The 14,817-nt window shown below is 72.2% G+C and carries 13 protein-coding genes; 5 read left to right on the top strand and 8 right to left on the bottom strand.

Annotated elements, in window-relative coordinates:
- Positions 1-37: 37 nt before the first annotated feature.
- Together ACWCPY_RS15930 and ACWCPY_RS15925 are read right to left on the bottom strand one after the other, a co-directional pair.
- A complete protein-coding gene (locus ACWCPY_RS15930) occupies positions 38-1,072 on the bottom strand; it encodes a nucleotidyl transferase AbiEii/AbiGii toxin family protein (protein ID WP_451265260.1) in 1,035 nt (344 codons plus the stop codon).
- On the bottom strand, positions 1,069-1,731 hold the full coding sequence (locus ACWCPY_RS15925; RefSeq protein WP_451265258.1) for a hypothetical protein: 663 nt from the start codon (positions 1,729-1,731) through the stop codon (positions 1,069-1,071). The genes ACWCPY_RS15930 and ACWCPY_RS15925 overlap by 4 nt, the downstream gene beginning before the upstream one ends.
- Positions 1,732-1,948: 217 nt before the next feature.
- Here ACWCPY_RS15925 and ACWCPY_RS15920 point away from each other — a divergent pair, with 217 nt between their 5' ends.
- Together ACWCPY_RS15920 and ACWCPY_RS15915 are read left to right on the top strand one after the other, a co-directional pair.
- Positions 1,949-3,424 (top strand): amidase, encoded by a 1,476-nt coding sequence (locus ACWCPY_RS15920; protein WP_451265256.1) that lies wholly within the window; start codon positions 1,949-1,951, stop codon positions 3,422-3,424.
- A gap of 92 nt (positions 3,425-3,516) precedes the next feature.
- Entirely contained in the window at positions 3,517-6,030 is a 2,514-nt protein-coding gene (locus ACWCPY_RS15915; protein WP_451265254.1) for a SpoIIE family protein phosphatase, read from the top strand.
- A gap of 60 nt (positions 6,031-6,090) precedes the next feature.
- Here the strand turns inward: ACWCPY_RS15915 and ACWCPY_RS15910 are convergent, their stop codons facing one another.
- The 4 genes from ACWCPY_RS15910 to ACWCPY_RS15895 form a co-directional block, all read right to left on the bottom strand.
- Positions 6,091-7,155: a lipoate--protein ligase family protein gene (locus ACWCPY_RS15910; RefSeq protein WP_451265252.1), complete on the bottom strand. Its 1,065-nt coding sequence runs from the start codon at positions 7,153-7,155 to the stop codon at positions 6,091-6,093.
- Positions 7,156-7,420: 265 nt separating this feature from the next.
- Positions 7,421-8,635 (bottom strand): beta-ketoacyl-[acyl-carrier-protein] synthase family protein, encoded by a 1,215-nt coding sequence (locus tag ACWCPY_RS15905; RefSeq protein ID WP_451265250.1) that lies wholly within the window; start codon positions 8,633-8,635, stop codon positions 7,421-7,423.
- Between the two features lie 290 nt (positions 8,636-8,925).
- Positions 8,926-9,999: a sensor histidine kinase gene (locus tag ACWCPY_RS15900; RefSeq protein ID WP_451265248.1), complete on the bottom strand. Its 1,074-nt coding sequence runs from the start codon at positions 9,997-9,999 to the stop codon at positions 8,926-8,928.
- Positions 10,000-10,088: 89 nt separating this feature from the next.
- The gene (locus ACWCPY_RS15895) at positions 10,089-10,784 is read right to left on the bottom strand and encodes a response regulator transcription factor (RefSeq protein ID WP_451265246.1); all 696 of its coding nucleotides are present in this window, start codon (positions 10,782-10,784) and stop codon (positions 10,089-10,091) included.
- A 188-nt stretch (positions 10,785-10,972) separates the two neighbouring features.
- Between ACWCPY_RS15895 and ACWCPY_RS15890 the strand changes: the two genes are divergently transcribed.
- From ACWCPY_RS15890 to ACWCPY_RS15880, 3 genes are all read left to right on the top strand, one after another.
- Positions 10,973-11,617 carry a M15 family metallopeptidase gene (locus tag ACWCPY_RS15890; RefSeq protein ID WP_451265244.1) on the top strand — a complete coding sequence of 215 codons (645 nt, stop codon included), beginning with the start codon at positions 10,973-10,975 and terminating at the stop codon, positions 11,615-11,617.
- A gap of 54 nt (positions 11,618-11,671) precedes the next feature.
- Positions 11,672-12,703, top strand: coding sequence for an endonuclease/exonuclease/phosphatase family protein (locus ACWCPY_RS15885; protein WP_451265242.1), 1,032 nt, complete (start codon positions 11,672-11,674; stop codon positions 12,701-12,703).
- Between the two features lie 85 nt (positions 12,704-12,788).
- The gene (locus tag ACWCPY_RS15880) at positions 12,789-13,208 is read left to right on the top strand and encodes a nuclear transport factor 2 family protein (RefSeq protein ID WP_451265240.1); all 420 of its coding nucleotides are present in this window, start codon (positions 12,789-12,791) and stop codon (positions 13,206-13,208) included.
- 41 nt (positions 13,209-13,249) lie between these two features.
- On the opposite strand, the gene ACWCPY_RS15875 is transcribed toward ACWCPY_RS15880, so the two are convergent.
- Both ACWCPY_RS15875 and ACWCPY_RS15870 read right to left on the bottom strand, forming a co-directional pair.
- Complete coding sequence (locus ACWCPY_RS15875; protein ID WP_362454252.1) at positions 13,250-13,495, bottom strand: twin-arginine translocase TatA/TatE family subunit; 246 nt, start codon at positions 13,493-13,495, stop codon at positions 13,250-13,252.
- On the bottom strand, positions 13,495-14,508 hold the full coding sequence (locus tag ACWCPY_RS15870) for a sporulation protein (RefSeq protein ID WP_451265238.1): 1,014 nt from the start codon (positions 14,506-14,508) through the stop codon (positions 13,495-13,497). Before ACWCPY_RS15870 ends, ACWCPY_RS15875 begins: the two co-directional genes overlap by 1 nt.
- Positions 14,509-14,817: the final 309 nt, after the last annotated feature.

The raw sequence follows: 14,817 nt of genomic DNA, 5'->3' as shown, positions 1-14,817 counted from the left end.
CGGCCGCCGTGTCCCGGTGGCCGGTCCGGCAGCCCGGTCACGGGGCGCTCCGCTCCAGCAGCCGTGGCAGCGCGGCGGCCAGCCTCTCCCGCAACCGGTCCGGACCGTCGTCCACCCACGGGTGCGCGGCGTGGAACGCGGACCAGTCCACCGGCCAGTCCAGCACCGCCCGGGGCGTGAAGCCCTCCGCGTGCGGGCCGAGCACGGTGTGCAGCAGACGGGGCGGGAGCCGTGTCCGGTCGTACTCCGCGAGCAGCACCGCGTCGTACAGGTCCTTCGCCCCCGACCGGCCCTCCGCCTCCTGGTCCTCGGCGAGCCACAGCAGCTTCCAGGCGAGCGAGAGCCCCGGGTCCGCGGTGCGGACCGGCGTCGGCGGTCCGCCGTCGCCGCGGGGGCAGGCCGTCCACACCGGTGCCCGGGGCATCCGCTCGTCCTGGGCGAAGTCCATCCGCAGCTCGCCCGGCGGCAGCCCGTCGGCCTGCCAGGGGACGACGACCCGCACGCCGGGCGTCTCGTACTCCCGGTACATCCACACGCCATCCGACGTGACCCGGTCCGGATCGACGCTTATCCCCTCGGGCGGCAGCGGTCCGGCCGTCAGGGCGGCGACGACCTCCTCGGTGGGGGAGGAGGGCGGATCGATGTCGTCGGGGTTCTCGATCTCGACCCAGCAGAGCCCCTCGGGCGCGAGCGCGGGCCGGGTACCGGCGGTCTCGTGGCTGTCCTCGTCGGTCCACAGCTCGGGAGCGGCCGCTCCGTGCGCGGCCTCCGGCCAGTGCTGGACCGCCTCGATCCCGTCGACGTACGGGTAGGGATCGAGGCGGTCGACGAATTCATCCGTCGAGGGGCCGTACACGATCCAGTCCAGATCGCCCGGCTCCCGTGCCGCCGCGCCCACCCAGGCCTGGAGCGGGAGGCTGCCGCGCAGAACCAGCTGCTCGCCCCACGGCGACCCGGCGATCACGGACAGCAGATGGTCCTGGACAGCGCGCCGGGCGGCCCGCCAGCGCGCAGCGAGCGCCGGGTCGTCGAAGGCCGGCTCCCCGGGAACGGGGCGGTCGCCCGTGCTCACAGCGCAGCCCCGGCCCGTTCGACGATCCAGCCCGCGTCCACCGCCGGATGGTCGTCGTGCACCACGAACTCCTCCTCGGTCTCCAGTACTTCGAGTCCGGCATCGTCGAGCGCGCGCAGCAGCGCGTCGAGTCGGGCCCGCGCCCCGGACCGGCCGATCGCACGGCAGCGCTGGGTGACGAACCGCTCGTGGCGGCCCCGCCCGTCGGTGCGGCGGGCGTTGTGCGACAGGTGCGCGCTGTGGCGTTCGGCCGCGGCCCGGGCGGCGGCGAGGTCCCGATCGCCGGAGAGCAGCAGTTTCACGTGGTGCTCGAAGTGGCAGTCGGGGGACAGCGCGGCGGCCTCGCCTGCCGTCCGGGGTATGTCCTCGTTCCAGGGGGCGGCCTCGATCTTCACGCGTACGACGGGGAAGCCCGCCGCGCGCAGAGCGTCCGCCCTGAGCTCGGCGGCGGCCCGCTGCCGGGAGAGCGAACCGCGGCCCCGCTCGGTCAGCATGGGCTGGTCCGGCACGGCACCGCGGTCCAGCACGATGCGGGTGAGCTTCAGGCCGTGCCGCTCCGCCCAGCGCGCCAGCCGGGCGCCCTCCTCCGCCTCGTCGGCGCGGGGATCGAACCGCACCGTCAGATGCGTCTCGAACTCGCCCTCGAACTCCGCTTCCACGTACCCCTCCAGCAGTGCTTTCGCCGCCCGTTTCCACCGGGGAACGTAGCAAGCGGCACTGATACCACCCGGAGCGATGCCCGGCCATATTCCACCGAACGGTTGAGCGGACCGCTCACAACTCGTTACCCTCCGGTAAGTTCGTTCGGGCGGACAGATGCTTCAGGCACACAGACGCCTCGCGCGCCCGTGCCGATACGAGGAAGGCGGTCGGCCCATGTCCTCGACGGAAGCCGTGGAAACCACCGGACCGGCCGGACCCCCGGGACTGGCCGACAGCGCACGGGAGCTGACCGAGGGCCGCACCACCTCGGTCGAGCAGGTGTCCGCCGCGCTGGCCCGTATCGAAGCGAGCCAGGGCACCCTCAACGCCTTCAGGCACCTGCGCGCCGAGGCCGCGCTCGCCGAGGCCGCCGAGGCCGACCGCCGGCTCGCGGCGGGGGAGCGGCTGCCGCTGCTCGGCGTGCCGGTCGCCGTCAAGGACGACACGGACGTCCTCGGGATGCCGACCTACTTCGGCTGCGACGGCGAACTGCCCCCCGCGACCGCGGACAGCGAGGCCGTACGCCGGCTGCGGGCGGCCGGGGCCGTGATCGTCGGGAAGACGAACTCCTGCGAACTCGGCCAGTGGCCGTTCACCGAGGGCCCCGCCTTCGGCGCCACCCGCAACCCGTGGCACACCGGCCACACCCCCGGCGGCTCGTCCGGCGGCTCCGCGGCGGCCGTCGCGGCCGGACTCGTGCCCGCCGCGCTCGGCTCGGACGGCGCGGGGTCCGTCCGTATCCCGGCGGCCTGGACCCATCTCGTCGGCATCAAGCCCCAGCGCGGCAGGATCTCCGGCCACCCGCACATCGACGCCTTCCAGGGACTGACCGTCAACGGGCCTCTCGCCAGGACCGTCGCCGACGCCGCGCTGCTGCTCGACGCGGTCGCCGGATCCCACCCCGACGACCCGCACCGGCCGCCCCCCGTCGCCGCCGCGGCCGCCGCCCGCCGTGACCCCGGCCGGCTCCGCATCGCGCTCGCCTGGCGCCCCCCGCTCACCCTCACCGGCTCCGCACCCCACCCCGACGTGCGCCGGGCCGTCCTCGCCCTGGCCGAGTCCCTCGCCCGCCTGGGCCACGACGTCGAGGAGGCAAGGCCCCGGTACGGGCTGATCGGCCTCGGCTTCGTCCCCCGCGCCACCGCCGGGATCGCCGAACTCGCGGCCCGCCACCCCGACCCCGCCCTCCTCGACCCGCGCACCCGCAGCGCACTGCGCACCGGCACCCGGCTGGGCGGCCGGGTGGTACGGGCGGCCAGGGAGCGCGAGGTGCGTCAGCACCGCAGGATCGGCGCGTTCTTCCACACGTCCCGGGGCGACACCGGGTACGACGTACTGCTCACCCCGACGACCGCCCTGCCACCGCCCCCGATCGGCCGGTTCGACGGGCTGAGCGCCTGGCGCACCGACCTGGCGATGACCGAGGCATGCCCGTACGCCTGGCCCTGGAACGTACTGGGCTGGCCCGGCGTCAACGTACCGGCCGGGTTCACCGCCGACGGGCTGCCCGTCGGGGCGCAGCTGCTCGGCCCGTCCCGCAGCGAGGAACGGCTGGTCTCCCTCGCCGCCCAGCTGGAGTCCGACCGGCGCTGGTACGAGCACCGGCCCCCGGCCCCGTACGACCCGTCCCCGACGGCCGGCGGGCGCTGACCGCCCCGCACGGGTCCACGCCCGCCCCGGTCGCTCGCACCTCGGCGCGGGAGGCGGGATCATGGACAACGAGTCGATGGGTGGTGGCCAGTATGGCGTGTGCAGGTCCGCAGCCGGCGCCTGACGCCGAGCCGTCGCCGCCCAGCACGCCCCGGCACTCCTACGACACCGCGAACGACGCGACCGCGGTGGTCTCCGGCACCGGAACGGTCGTCGGCTGGACGAACAGTGCGCAGGAGCTGCTGGGGTACCGGGCCGCGGACGTGGTCGGGCGGCCCGCCGGGTTCCTGCTCGCCATGCCCGAGGACCCGGTCCGGGTGGCCGGGATCGCCGAGCGGTGCCGTGCGGGCGTGGGGTGGCGGGGCGTCGCCGACGTACGGCGGCGCGACGGCGGCCGGATCGAGCTGGACCTGCGGGTCTCGGCCTCGTTCCACATGGACGGCCGGGAGTGCTTCCTGGTCTCCGGACGCGAACGCAGGCCGGAGTGGACGGTCGGGCAGTCCGTGCTGGAGGCGTTCCTGAGCGGTTCGCCGATCGGCATGGCGGTGATGAACCCGAACCTGCGCTACACCTGGATGAACGACACCCTGGAACGCTTCAGCGGCGTACCGCGCGAGCACCGGATGGGCCGCCGGCTGAGCGAGGTGCTCCCGGGGCTGGAGACCGAGGCCCTGGAGACCCTGATGCGCGGTGTGCTGGACACCGGGGTCCCCGTCATCGACTACGAGTACCTCGGCTGGACCTGGGCCGATCCGCGCCGCAAGCGCGCCTACTCCACCTCGTACCTTCCGCTGACCGACAGCGACGGCAGCGTCACCGGCCTGTGCTACATGGTGCTGGACGTCACCGACCGGTGGAACGCCCAGCAACGCCTGGCCCTGGTCAACGACGCCGGAGCCAGCATCGGCTCCACCCTGGACGTGATGCGTACGGCTCAGGAGCTGGCCGACTTCGCGGTGCCGCGGTTCGCCGACTTCGTCGTCGTCGACCTGCTGGAGCCGGTCGCCAACCCCGATGAACCCGCTCCGTGGCCCCTGGGCGTGGGGCTGTCCGGCCAGGACCTCGCCCGGTCCGGTACCGTCACCGGCTCCGGTCGGCCGAGGATGCGCCGGGCCGGCATGAGCTCGGTGCGCGAGGGCTGCCCGGAGGCGGTCCGCCGGGTCGGTGATCCGGTGGACTCCGTGCCCCCGCCGCACGACATCCGGTTCCTGATCGACGGCGAACCCGTCCTCATCCCGGTTCTCGACCCCGATGACCACATGTGGGCGGTCGAGCAGCCCGACAGGGCGGCGAGGATCCGCGAGTACGGGCTCCACTCCCTCATCTCCGTACCGATGCGGGCCCGGGACACCGTGCTCGGGCTGACCACCTTCATCCGCTCGGTGAATCCCGCCCCTTTCGAACCGGACGACGTGCTCCCGGCCCGCGAGATGGTCGCCAGGGCCGCCGTGTGCGTGGACAACGCCCGGCGCTACACCCGCGAACACACCGCGGCGCTCACCCTCCAGCGCAGCCTGCTTCCGCACACCCTGCCCGGCGGAATGGCCCTGGACGTGGCCTCCTCCTACCTCCCGGCGGACGCCAAGGACGGGGTCGGGGGCGACTGGTTCGACGTGATCCCGCTGTCCGGCGCCCGGGTCGCCCTCGTCGTCGGCGACGTCGTCGGCCACGGCATCGGCGCCGCCGCCACCATGGGCCGGCTCCGCACCGCCGTCCACACCCTCGCCGACATGGACCTGCCGCCCGACGAGCTCCTCGCCCACCTCGACGACCTCGTGCTCCGCCTGAGCGACGAGGAACCCGAGGGCGAGGAGCACGGCACCCCCGTGCTCGGCGCCACCTGCCTGTACGCCGTCTACGACCCCGTCACCCAGCAGTGCACCATGGCGCGCGCAGGTCATCCGCCGCCCGTCGTCGTCGCCCCGGACGGGCGCGTCAGCTTCCCCGAACTGCCCGCCGGACCCCCGCTGGGCCTGGGCGGGATGCCGTTCGAGACGGCGGAGATCACCCTCCCGGAGGGAAGCCTGATCGGTCTCTACACCGACGGGCTCATCGAGGGCCGCGACCGCGACGCCGAACTCGGGATGTCCCGCCTCGGCGGCGCCCTGGCCCAGCGCGGTCTGCCGCTCGACGCCCTGTGCGCGTCGGTCGTGGACCAACTGGTCCCGGTGCCCCAGCCCGACGACGTCGCCCTGCTGCTCGCCCGCACCCACGAACTGGGCGCCGACCACGTCGCCTCCTGGGAGATCCCCGACGACCCGGCCGCCGTCGCCGGCGTCCGCGCCCGGACCGGCCGCCTGCTGCGGAGCTGGGGCCTGGAGGAACTGGAGATGACGACCGAACTGATCGTCAGCGAGCTGGTCACCAACGCGGTGCGTTACGCCACCGGGCCGATCCGGCTCCGGCTGCTGCGCCAGTCCGTCCTGATCTGCGAGGTCTCCGACGCCAGCAGCACCTCGCCGCGGCTCAGGCACGCCCGCACCACGGACGAGGGCGGCCGCGGTCTCTTTCTCGTCGCCCAGCTCACCCGCCGCTGGGGCACCCGCTACACGGCCGAAGGCAAGATCATCTGGACCGAACAGGAACTCCCGGCGACGGAAACCTGACACCTCCCGGAAAGGCCTCCGCGGGAGGCCCGGCCCCTGCGGCCCGGCTCACGGCCCGGCTCACGGCACCCGGGCGGTCCACTCCTCGGTGCCGAACTTCGTCCGTACGAGCTCCTCGGCCCGCGCCATCTCCTCGGCCGTCACCCTGCCCGGGGTGAGACCGTGCCGAGCGCGGAAGGAGTCGATCATCCGCTCGATGACGGCCTCGCGTGCCAGCCCCGTCTGACGGCGCAGCGGGTCGACGCGCTTCTTGGCGCTCCTGGTGCCCTTGTCGGAGAGCTTCTCCTTGCCGATCCGCAGCACTTCGAGCATCTTGTCGGCGTCGATGTCGTACGACATGGTCACGTGGTGCAGGACGGCTCCAGGACCACCGTCGGGGCCCACCATCCGCTTCTGGGCGGCACCGGCGATCTTGCCGGCGTCGGTGGCGATGTCGTTGAGCGGCTGGTACCAGGCCTTGATGCCCATGTCGCCGAGCGCGCCCAGCACCCAGTCGTCGAGGTAGGCGTAGCTGTCGGCGAAGGAGAGGCCGGAGACCAGGGACTCCGGCACGGAGAGGGAGTACGTGATGGTACTCATGGGCTCCACGAACATGGCCCCACCGCCGGAAATGCGGCGTACCACGGTCATTCCGTGCTTCGCCGCCCCTTCGGGGTCCACCTCGTTGCGCAGCGACTGGAAGCTGCCGATGACCACGGCGGGCGAGGCCCATTCCCAGACCCGCAGCGTGGGAGCCCGCCGCCCGGCGGCCACCTCGGCAGTGAGGACCTCGTCCAGTGCCATGTGCAGGGCCGGGGCCTGCGCCTGTGTGTGCACCAGCTGCCAGTCGTAGTCGCTCCACTCGGTCGCACGGGCCAGCGCCCGCCGAACAGCGATGCCGACGCCCTCCGCGGTCAGCCCGAACATGACGGTCGACTCCGGCAGAGCTGCCGTGATCCGCGCCGCCAGACCCGCGGTGTCCGTCGAAGAAGGGGTACCTTCCAGGGCCCTGTCGATCGAGAGGATCGCCTCGTCGGGCTCCAGGAAGAAGTCGCCGGCGACGCGCACATTGCGCAGTACGCCTTCCTCGACATCCAGATCCACGACGACAAGCTTGCCGCCGGGCATCTTGTACTCGCCATGCACGGCTCTGTCCCCTTCCCGTGCGCGGCGTGGATCCTGAGCCGGTTGCTCCGACGCGGGACGGACGCGCACATACTTCGCATCGCACTTTAACGCTCGCCCGTGACGAGCGGCCACGCGGCCTCGATGCCGCCGGAGCGGCATGGGCGCGCGGTGCGACGGGCGAGGCCACACGTGCAATGACCCCGTGCACCGCGGACTCGACCGTTCGTCGGGAGCGACGGCTCGGCATCACCGATGGGCGGCAACCCGACCCCAGCTCCCGTCGTCACCTGGTGAGGACGAGACTCACGTTGTGTCCGCCGAACCCGAACGAGTTGGCCAGCGCGGCGGACCACTGACCGGTGCGACGCTCGCCGCGCACCACGTCCAGTTCCACGCGGGGGTCGAGCTCGTCGAGGTTGCGCGTGGCCGGCACCGTGCCGTCCTTGAGTGCGAACAGAGCGGCCATGGCACCCACCGTTCCGGACGCCCCCATCATGTGACCTGTCATCGACTTCGTCGCCGTCACCGCGGCGTGGCTGCCGATCACCCGGCCGATCGCCTCGGCCTCCGCCAGGTCACCGGACTCCGTCGAGGTGGCGTGGGCGTGCACGACCCCGATGTCCGCCGGGGCCAGGCCGGCGTCGCGCAGCGCCAGCCCCATGGCGAAGGCCTGGCCTTCCGAGTCGGAGGCAGTGATGTGGTTCGCGCTCGAACTCACGGCACTGCCGGCCAGTGTGCCGTGGGCGCGTGCTCCACGGGCCCGGGCGAACTCGGCGCGTTCGAGCACCATCATCGCCGCGCCCTCGCCCATGACGAACCCGGACCGCTTGACGTCGAACGGGCGGGACACGGCCTCCGGGTCCGCGGACTGCGTCGACAGGGCCTTCATCTGGGCGAATGCCGCGATGGTGAAGGGGTGCAGGCATGCCTCCACCCCGCCTGCGACGACCACGTCCGCCCGCCCGCTGCGGATCAGATCCTGCCCCAGGGCGAGGGCCTCCGCCCCGGACGAGCAGGCGCTCACCGGAGTCCTGGCGCCTCCCCTCGCGCCCAGGTCCATGCTCACCCAGGCAGCCGGCCCGTTGGGCATCAGCATGGGGACCGTGAACGGCGACAGCCGGCGAATCCCGGCGCGTTCGAAGATGTCGTCCTGCCCCAGCGTGGTGAGGACGCCACCGGTCCCCGTACCGATGACGACGGCGAACCTCTCCGGCTCGACCTGTGGGGCACCGGCGTCCTGCCAAGCCTCGCGCGCGCTGAGGACGGCGACCTGCTCGCCGCGGTCCAGCTTCCTGGCCTCGACCCTCGGGAGCAGGGAGGCAGGGTCCACCGTGAGCCCGGCCGCAACATGCACGGGCAGGTCCGTGGCCCACTCCTCCTCCAGGAAACGCACCCCCGACTTACCGTCCAGCAGCCCCGCCCATGAGGACGGCGCATCGGCTCCCAGTGGCGTCATCGCACCGACGCCCGTCACCAGCACATGACCGTTACGGGTCACACGAGCCCCCTTGAATTGTTTGGATGCTACATAGTGTCTGACTTTCCCTCACGAGGATCATGCCAGCGTGAAGAAGCGGAATCAGGGCAGGGGCCGACTGAGTCGGGAGCGAGAGATTGTATTGTTCCAACAATTGGCGCGGTTGGGTCCGTGGTGTCGTAGAAGGTGTCGGCGGTCACCTGTCGGGGTCGCATCGGGGCATGCGGCATCCACAACGGGCGGGTCGACCGTCGGAGGGCAGGGGTTCCGCGAGGGGGTGTGGCACCGGACTGCGGATCGGGGATTCGTCCCTACCCGACGCCGGGCAGCGCCACCCGGACGGTGAGTCCCCCGCCGGGATTGGGGGTCAGGGCCAGCTCGGCGTGGTGGGCGCGGACGATGCTGGAGACGATCGCCAGGCCGAGACCGTGGCCGCGGCGCGTGGGGTCCTTCTCGGCCAGGCGGCCGCTGCCGCGCAGGAACGGCTCGGTGAGGCGGTCGACGGTGTCGGACACGGAAGGTCCGGTGTTGGTGACCGTCAGGAGCGTGCGGCCGGGCCGGGCCGGGTCGGGGCCGGTGGTCAGGGAGAGCGATCCACCCGTGGGCACGTTGTGCCGTACGGCGTTGTGGAGCAGGTTCAGGACGAGCTGGCGCAGCAGTACGCCATTGCCGGTGACCGGGGCCGTGCGGGGGTCGGCGAAGAGGGCGATGCCGCGTGTCCCGGCCTCCTCGCGGACGGTGTCGACGGCGCCCCGGGCGATGTCGGCGAGGTCGAGCCGTTCCATGGCCGGCGGGGTGTTGTCGAGGGCGGAGAGCTGCAGCAGGGCGTCGGTGATGTCGATGCCGCGCTGGTTGGTCTCGCGGAGCCGGGAGACGAGCCGGTGGTAGTCCTGGCCGTCGGGGTCGGCGACGGCCACGTCGAGCATGGTGCGGCTGACGGCGAGCGGGGTGCGCAGTTCGTGCGAGGCGTTGGCGGCGAAGCGCTGCTGGGCGTCGAACGATCGCTGCAGGCGGGCGAGCATGTCGTCGAAGGTGTCGGAGAGCTCGGTGAACTCGTCGCGGGGACCGGTGAGTCCGATGCGGTGGTCCAGGGAGCCGTCGGCGGCCCGGCGGGCCGCCCGCGTGATGTCCTGGAGGGGGCGCAGGACGCGGCCCGCGATGAGCCAGCCGGCGCCGAGCCCGATCAGTGCCAGCAGCAGCAGAGTGACGCCGGAGGCCTTGACCAGGGCCTGAAGGATGTCCGGGCGTGTGGCGACGGCCGCGGCCTGCGGGTTCACGTCGCCCAGCGGGTAGTTGGGCACGAAGCGCATGGCCAGGTAGACCATGACCAGGCTGAACGCTCCGGCGACGACGACGAAGAGGGCGTAGGTGAGGGTGAGCTTCATCCTGGCGGTCAGCCGCCGCGGCCGCCTGGGCCGGGCCGGGCCCTCGGCCGTGTCCGCTCCTCCGGACCGGTGGGGTGCGGGCCCGCGGCTCACTGCTTCTGCCCCGTCGCCCCGTGGTGCCCCGCCGGCTCGTCGAGACGGTAGCCGACCCCGGGCACGGTGTGGATGGCCGACGGTTCACCGAGCCGTTTGCGGAGCGTGGACATGGTGATGCGCACCGCGTTGGTGAACGGGTCGGCGTTCTCGTCCCAGGCCCGTTCCAGCAGCGTCTCCGCGCTGACGACGCCGCCTCGCGCGGTCATGAGGACTTCCAGGACGGCGAACTGCTTCCTGGTGAGTGCCACGTACCTGCCGTCGCGGAAGACCTCACGCCGGAACGGGTCCAGCCGGATTCCGGCGTAGTCGATGACGGGGGGCGTGCCGTCCTTGGGCCGGCGGGCAAGCGAGCGCAGACGTACGACCAGCTCCTTCAGATCGAAGGGTTTCGTCAGGTAGTCGTCGGCGCCGATCTCGAACCCGGTGACCTTCTCGTTGATCAGGCCCGCCGCGGTCAGCATGAGTACACGGCAGCCGAGGCGCCGCTCGACGATGATCCGGCACACATCGTCCCCGTGCGTCCCGGGGATGTCCCGGTCGAGCACGACGACGTCGTACTCGTTCACATCGAGGCGCTCCAGGGCGGTGTCCCCGTCCGTGGCGATGTCGGAGGCGATGGCTTCGAGCCGCAGTCCCGCCTGTACCGCCTCGGCGAGATACAGCTCGTCCTCGACAATCAGCACCCGCATACGGTCTCTCTCCTGCTCTGCGCCTCACCCGGCCGGTCGTCGGCCCACGCGTACCACCCCCATGGGAACAGTACGGGCATATCGAAAATGTATCGGGAAATCGAAACGGCCCGACAACACGGTCCGCCGTTCACTCGTGGCATCGGTTCGCGGCATCCGCCGCCCGTACGAGATGCCCGGAGGCGACCATGCACGACGACCCCACCGCGAACAGCTCCACCACGGCGGCGCGGCGCCTCCCCGGCCGGGCGGCGGCAGGAGCCGGCGTGGCCGCGGTGGTGGCGCTGGCCGTGATCTGGGGCGTGACGGCCCGGAGCGAACCGGCCGCGCGGGCCACCGCCGCGGAGCACGAGCCGGACGCCGTCGGATCGGGCACGCGGGCCGCCGCCCCGGAAGGCACCGGCGGAGGCGATCGCCCGGACGGCCGTGAGCTCACCCCCTTCGACACGGGCTACCCGGCCGTGGCCCGCCTGGACGAACGCCTGCTGAAGGCCGTGCAGAAAGCGGCCCGGGACGCCCGCGAGGACGGCATCGAATTCCGGGTCACCTCGGGATGGCGGAGCAAGGCGCACCAGCAGCGACTGCTGGACGAGGGCATCGAGAAGTACGGGAGCGCCGAGAAGGCGAGGCAATTCGTGAACACTCCGCAGAAGTCGACACATGTGTCCGGGAAGGCGGTCGACATCGGCCCCACCGACGCCGACGACTGGCTCATACGCCACGGCTCCGACTACGGCCTGTGCCAGGTCTACAGCAACGAGATGTGGCACTTCGAGCTGCTGACCGGCCCCGGTGGCACCTGTCCGGCGCCCCTGAGCAACGCGGCCGGCTGACCGGCGATGCGTTCAGCCCGTGAGTCGACGCCGCCCCCTTCCGAAGGACATGCCATGGCAGATCTGCGCGAGGACCCCTACCCGGATGTACACATCGGAGGCGGATTCTCCGATCCCGCCGAGACACCGACCGCCGGTCCCGGTCCCGGTTTCGGCCGGCTCGGCCCGGGGTGGCGCGGGGACCGGCTCCTGAGCGCCGTCGCAGTGGCGACGGGGCTCGTACTGGTCTGCCACTCGTTCGTGCCGGACGCTCCGGGCAACCCGGGCAGCCTGCTCGAAACCGTGCTGCCCTGGACCGGCCTGGCCGTACCGGTGCTGCTCCTGGCCGCGCTGTACCGCAGGTCCGTGCCGGCGGTCGTGGCCGCCCTCCTGCTCGGTGCCGTGTGGTCCGCCCTGTTCGGGTCGCTGATCCTCGGCGGGCGCGGCGACGGCGAGCCGAACCTGACCGTGGTGACCCACAACGTCAATGCCGCCAACCCCGACCCCGGCGCCACCGCCCGGACACTGCTCGCCGCCGAACCCGACCTGGTGGCCCTGGAGGAGATCACCGACGAGACGCTGCCCGCCTACCGGAAGGTGCTGGACCGCCGGCTCACCCACTTCGTGCACATCGGCACCGTCGCACTGTGGAGCCGCTACCCCATCACCGAATCCCGGCGCGTCACCATCGATCCCGGCTGGAGCCGCTCCCTGCGCGCCCTGGTCCGGGGACCGAAGGGCCCCCTCGCCGTCTATGTGGTCCACCTGCCCTCGGTCCGCGTCGGCGCATCCGGTTTCGCCACGGCCCGGCGCGATGACACCCTCACCGCTCTCGTCCGGGCCCTCGACCACGAACAGCAGAAGAAGATCCTTCTGCTGGGCGACCTCAACGGCACCACCACCGACCGCCGGCTCGCACCACTGACGTCCCGGCTGACGCCGGTCAAGGACAAGGCCGGCACCGGCTTCGGTTTCAGCTGGCCCGCGGCCTTCCCCCTCGCCCGCATCGACCACATTCTCGCCCGGGGCATCACCCCGGTCGATGCCTGGACCCTCCCGGCCACCGGCAGCGACCACCGTCCGGTCGCCGCCGGCCTCAGGACATAGCCGACGCGCCGGGCCCGCTCCGTCCCCGCCCCACTTACCTCCGGAGTAATCGACGCACCGTCAGCGCGCGGGCAGGCTGGGCCGCATGACGCACAGCACGCTCGCGGACACCACCCGCACCACCGTCCGGAAGTTCCTCGCCCTCCGTCTCTCCGGGGACACCGAGGGGCTCACTGCGCTCTTCACCGACCAGGTCGACTGGCTGCTCGCGGAGAACCCCACGGCCCCATGGATACGGCCCCGCTCCACCGCCGCCGAATGCGCGGCCCAGTTCGAGGAGTTGATGGCGTACACCGTGCCCGAGGACTCCCGGGCATCCGTCGACACCTTCCTCGTCGACGGCGCCGACGCCGTCCTGATGGGGCACCTCTCGGGGACCGTCCGCGCCACGGGCAAGTCCTTCGAGGGCCCCTTCGCGATGCGTCTCACCGTCGAGGAAGGCCGGATCGCCCGACTGCATCTGTACGAGAACAGCCTGTCGATCGCGGAGGCGTGCACCCCCTGACGGGGTGGGCGGCTACCGCTTCCGGTGCCGCCCGTGCGGCTTCAGGGGCGCGGCCCCGCAGCGGGCCCGGGGTCCCCGGCCTCGTGCCGGGTCACGGTCTCGCCGCGGATGACACGCGGCGCTCCCGTTTCCCCCTCGGTACCCTTCGGCTCCTTCATCGCCTTGGCCTCGGCCTTGAGGATGCGGGCCGACTTGCCTGCGGAGCGGGCCAGTTCGGGGAGTCTCTTGGCGCCCAGGAGGACGATCACCACGATCAGGATGATCGCGATCTCGCTGATTCCGAACATCAGTCGTCCCCGTCCTCGTCGTCGTTGTCGTCCTCGAAGAAGTCCCCCACCTCGTCCACGACTTCGGCGGCGACCATGCCTCCGACGACGCCGACCGCGAGACCTGCCGCGCCCACCGCGACGGCCGTGCCCAGGCCCGGACCGGAGCGGTGACCGCCGTCGTGATGGTGGTCGCCGTGGTGGGGATGGTGCCCGGCGTACGGGTCGCCGTGGCCGTACGCGGAGCCTTCCGCGTACGCCGACCGGTGCTCGACCAACTGCCGGAGCCAGCCGTCGACCAGGGCCTGCCAGTCCTGGTGGTGGACGCCGTCGTGGGCGACCGTGAACCGGGTGAGCGCGTCATGTCCGCCGGAGAGGAACCCGCCGCGCCTGTCGGCCTCCAGGACCACTTCCATGCCGCCGGCGGTGGCGAGGAAGGTCACCTCGATCTCGTTGACCGCGTGCGCGTACTGCGGCGACGGGGTCAGCTCGATCTCCTGGTAGAAGGGGAGTTGCTGGCCGGTGCCGCCGATGCGGCCGTACTCCAGATCGGCGGACCCGAAGCCGAAGCCGAGCCGGCCGAACGCTTCGAGGATCGCCTCCTGCACCGGCAGCGGGCCCACCGCGAGCCGGTCGAGATCGCCCTTGTCCTTGGCCCCGGCGACCGACACCTCCGTGCGTACACCGAGCACGATGCCCAGGCCCTGCCCGTACAGCTCGGTGACCGGCGTCTCCCAGGGCAGCGCGACCGTGAACGGAACGCTCAGCTGCTCGCCCTCGGCCAGCCGGAAGCCGCCGCCGACGGTGAAGCGCTCGAAGGCCACGAAGCGCTCTTCCTCATCCTCCCCGCGCTCGTCCTCCACCCGCGCGACGAGTTCCAGCGCGATGTGGTCGATGTCGAAGTCGGCGCTGCCGCCCTTGAGATGGACCTGGCCGGACAGGGGGCCGCCGGGAACGGCGGCCCCGGTGGTGAGGACGGTGTCGACGGTGGGTCCGCCCACGCCGAGCGAGCCGAGCAGTCGTTTGAACACCATCGCGGCGTTCACTCCCTTATGTGCGTACGAGGGTTGCGGGGAGTCCGGGAACGCCGACGGCGGCTCCCGTTCTCTACAGATATGTAGAGCATAGGGCCGGTGATGAGGCTTCCGGAGCCGTGGGGCTGTGGCGGACGTGAAAGTCCGAAAAGAATCGCTCAGGAGGTCCGGGTAGCCGCTTGACGTGCGTGTTTTGCCGTGCTTTTACCGTACGGGACGGTGGTCGGAAAGGGTGCGGGGCCGTGCGGGGGGGGGTGAATCAAACAACGCCGGGCCGAAAAAGAGTGGGGGGGGACGGCGACGGGTGAA

Source organism: Streptomyces sp. NPDC002403 (assembly GCF_053593015.1).
Note: the sequence above shows the minus strand (reverse complement) of the source record. Positions and strands in the feature narration are given on the sequence as shown.

Coding starts and splice junctions, on each gene's coding strand:
- ACWCPY_RS15880 (WP_451265240.1), top strand. CDS start 12,789: ATGACGCACAGCACGCTCGCGGACACCACCCGCACCACCGTCCGGAAG.
- ACWCPY_RS15915 (WP_451265254.1), top strand. CDS start 3,517: ATGGCGTGTGCAGGTCCGCAGCCGGCGCCTGACGCCGAGCCGTCGCCG.
- ACWCPY_RS15885 (WP_451265242.1), top strand. CDS start 11,672: ATGGCAGATCTGCGCGAGGACCCCTACCCGGATGTACACATCGGAGGC.
- ACWCPY_RS15875 (WP_362454252.1), bottom strand. CDS start 13,495: ATGTTCGGAATCAGCGAGATCGCGATCATCCTGATCGTGGTGATCGTC.
- ACWCPY_RS15870 (WP_451265238.1), bottom strand. CDS start 14,508: ATGGTGTTCAAACGACTGCTCGGCTCGCTCGGCGTGGGCGGACCCACC.
- ACWCPY_RS15900 (WP_451265248.1), bottom strand. CDS start 9,999: ATGAAGCTCACCCTCACCTACGCCCTCTTCGTCGTCGTCGCCGGAGCG.
- ACWCPY_RS15895 (WP_451265246.1), bottom strand. CDS start 10,784: ATGCGGGTGCTGATTGTCGAGGACGAGCTGTATCTCGCCGAGGCGGTA.
- ACWCPY_RS15920 (WP_451265256.1), top strand. CDS start 1,949: ATGTCCTCGACGGAAGCCGTGGAAACCACCGGACCGGCCGGACCCCCG.
- ACWCPY_RS15890 (WP_451265244.1), top strand. CDS start 10,973: ATGCACGACGACCCCACCGCGAACAGCTCCACCACGGCGGCGCGGCGC.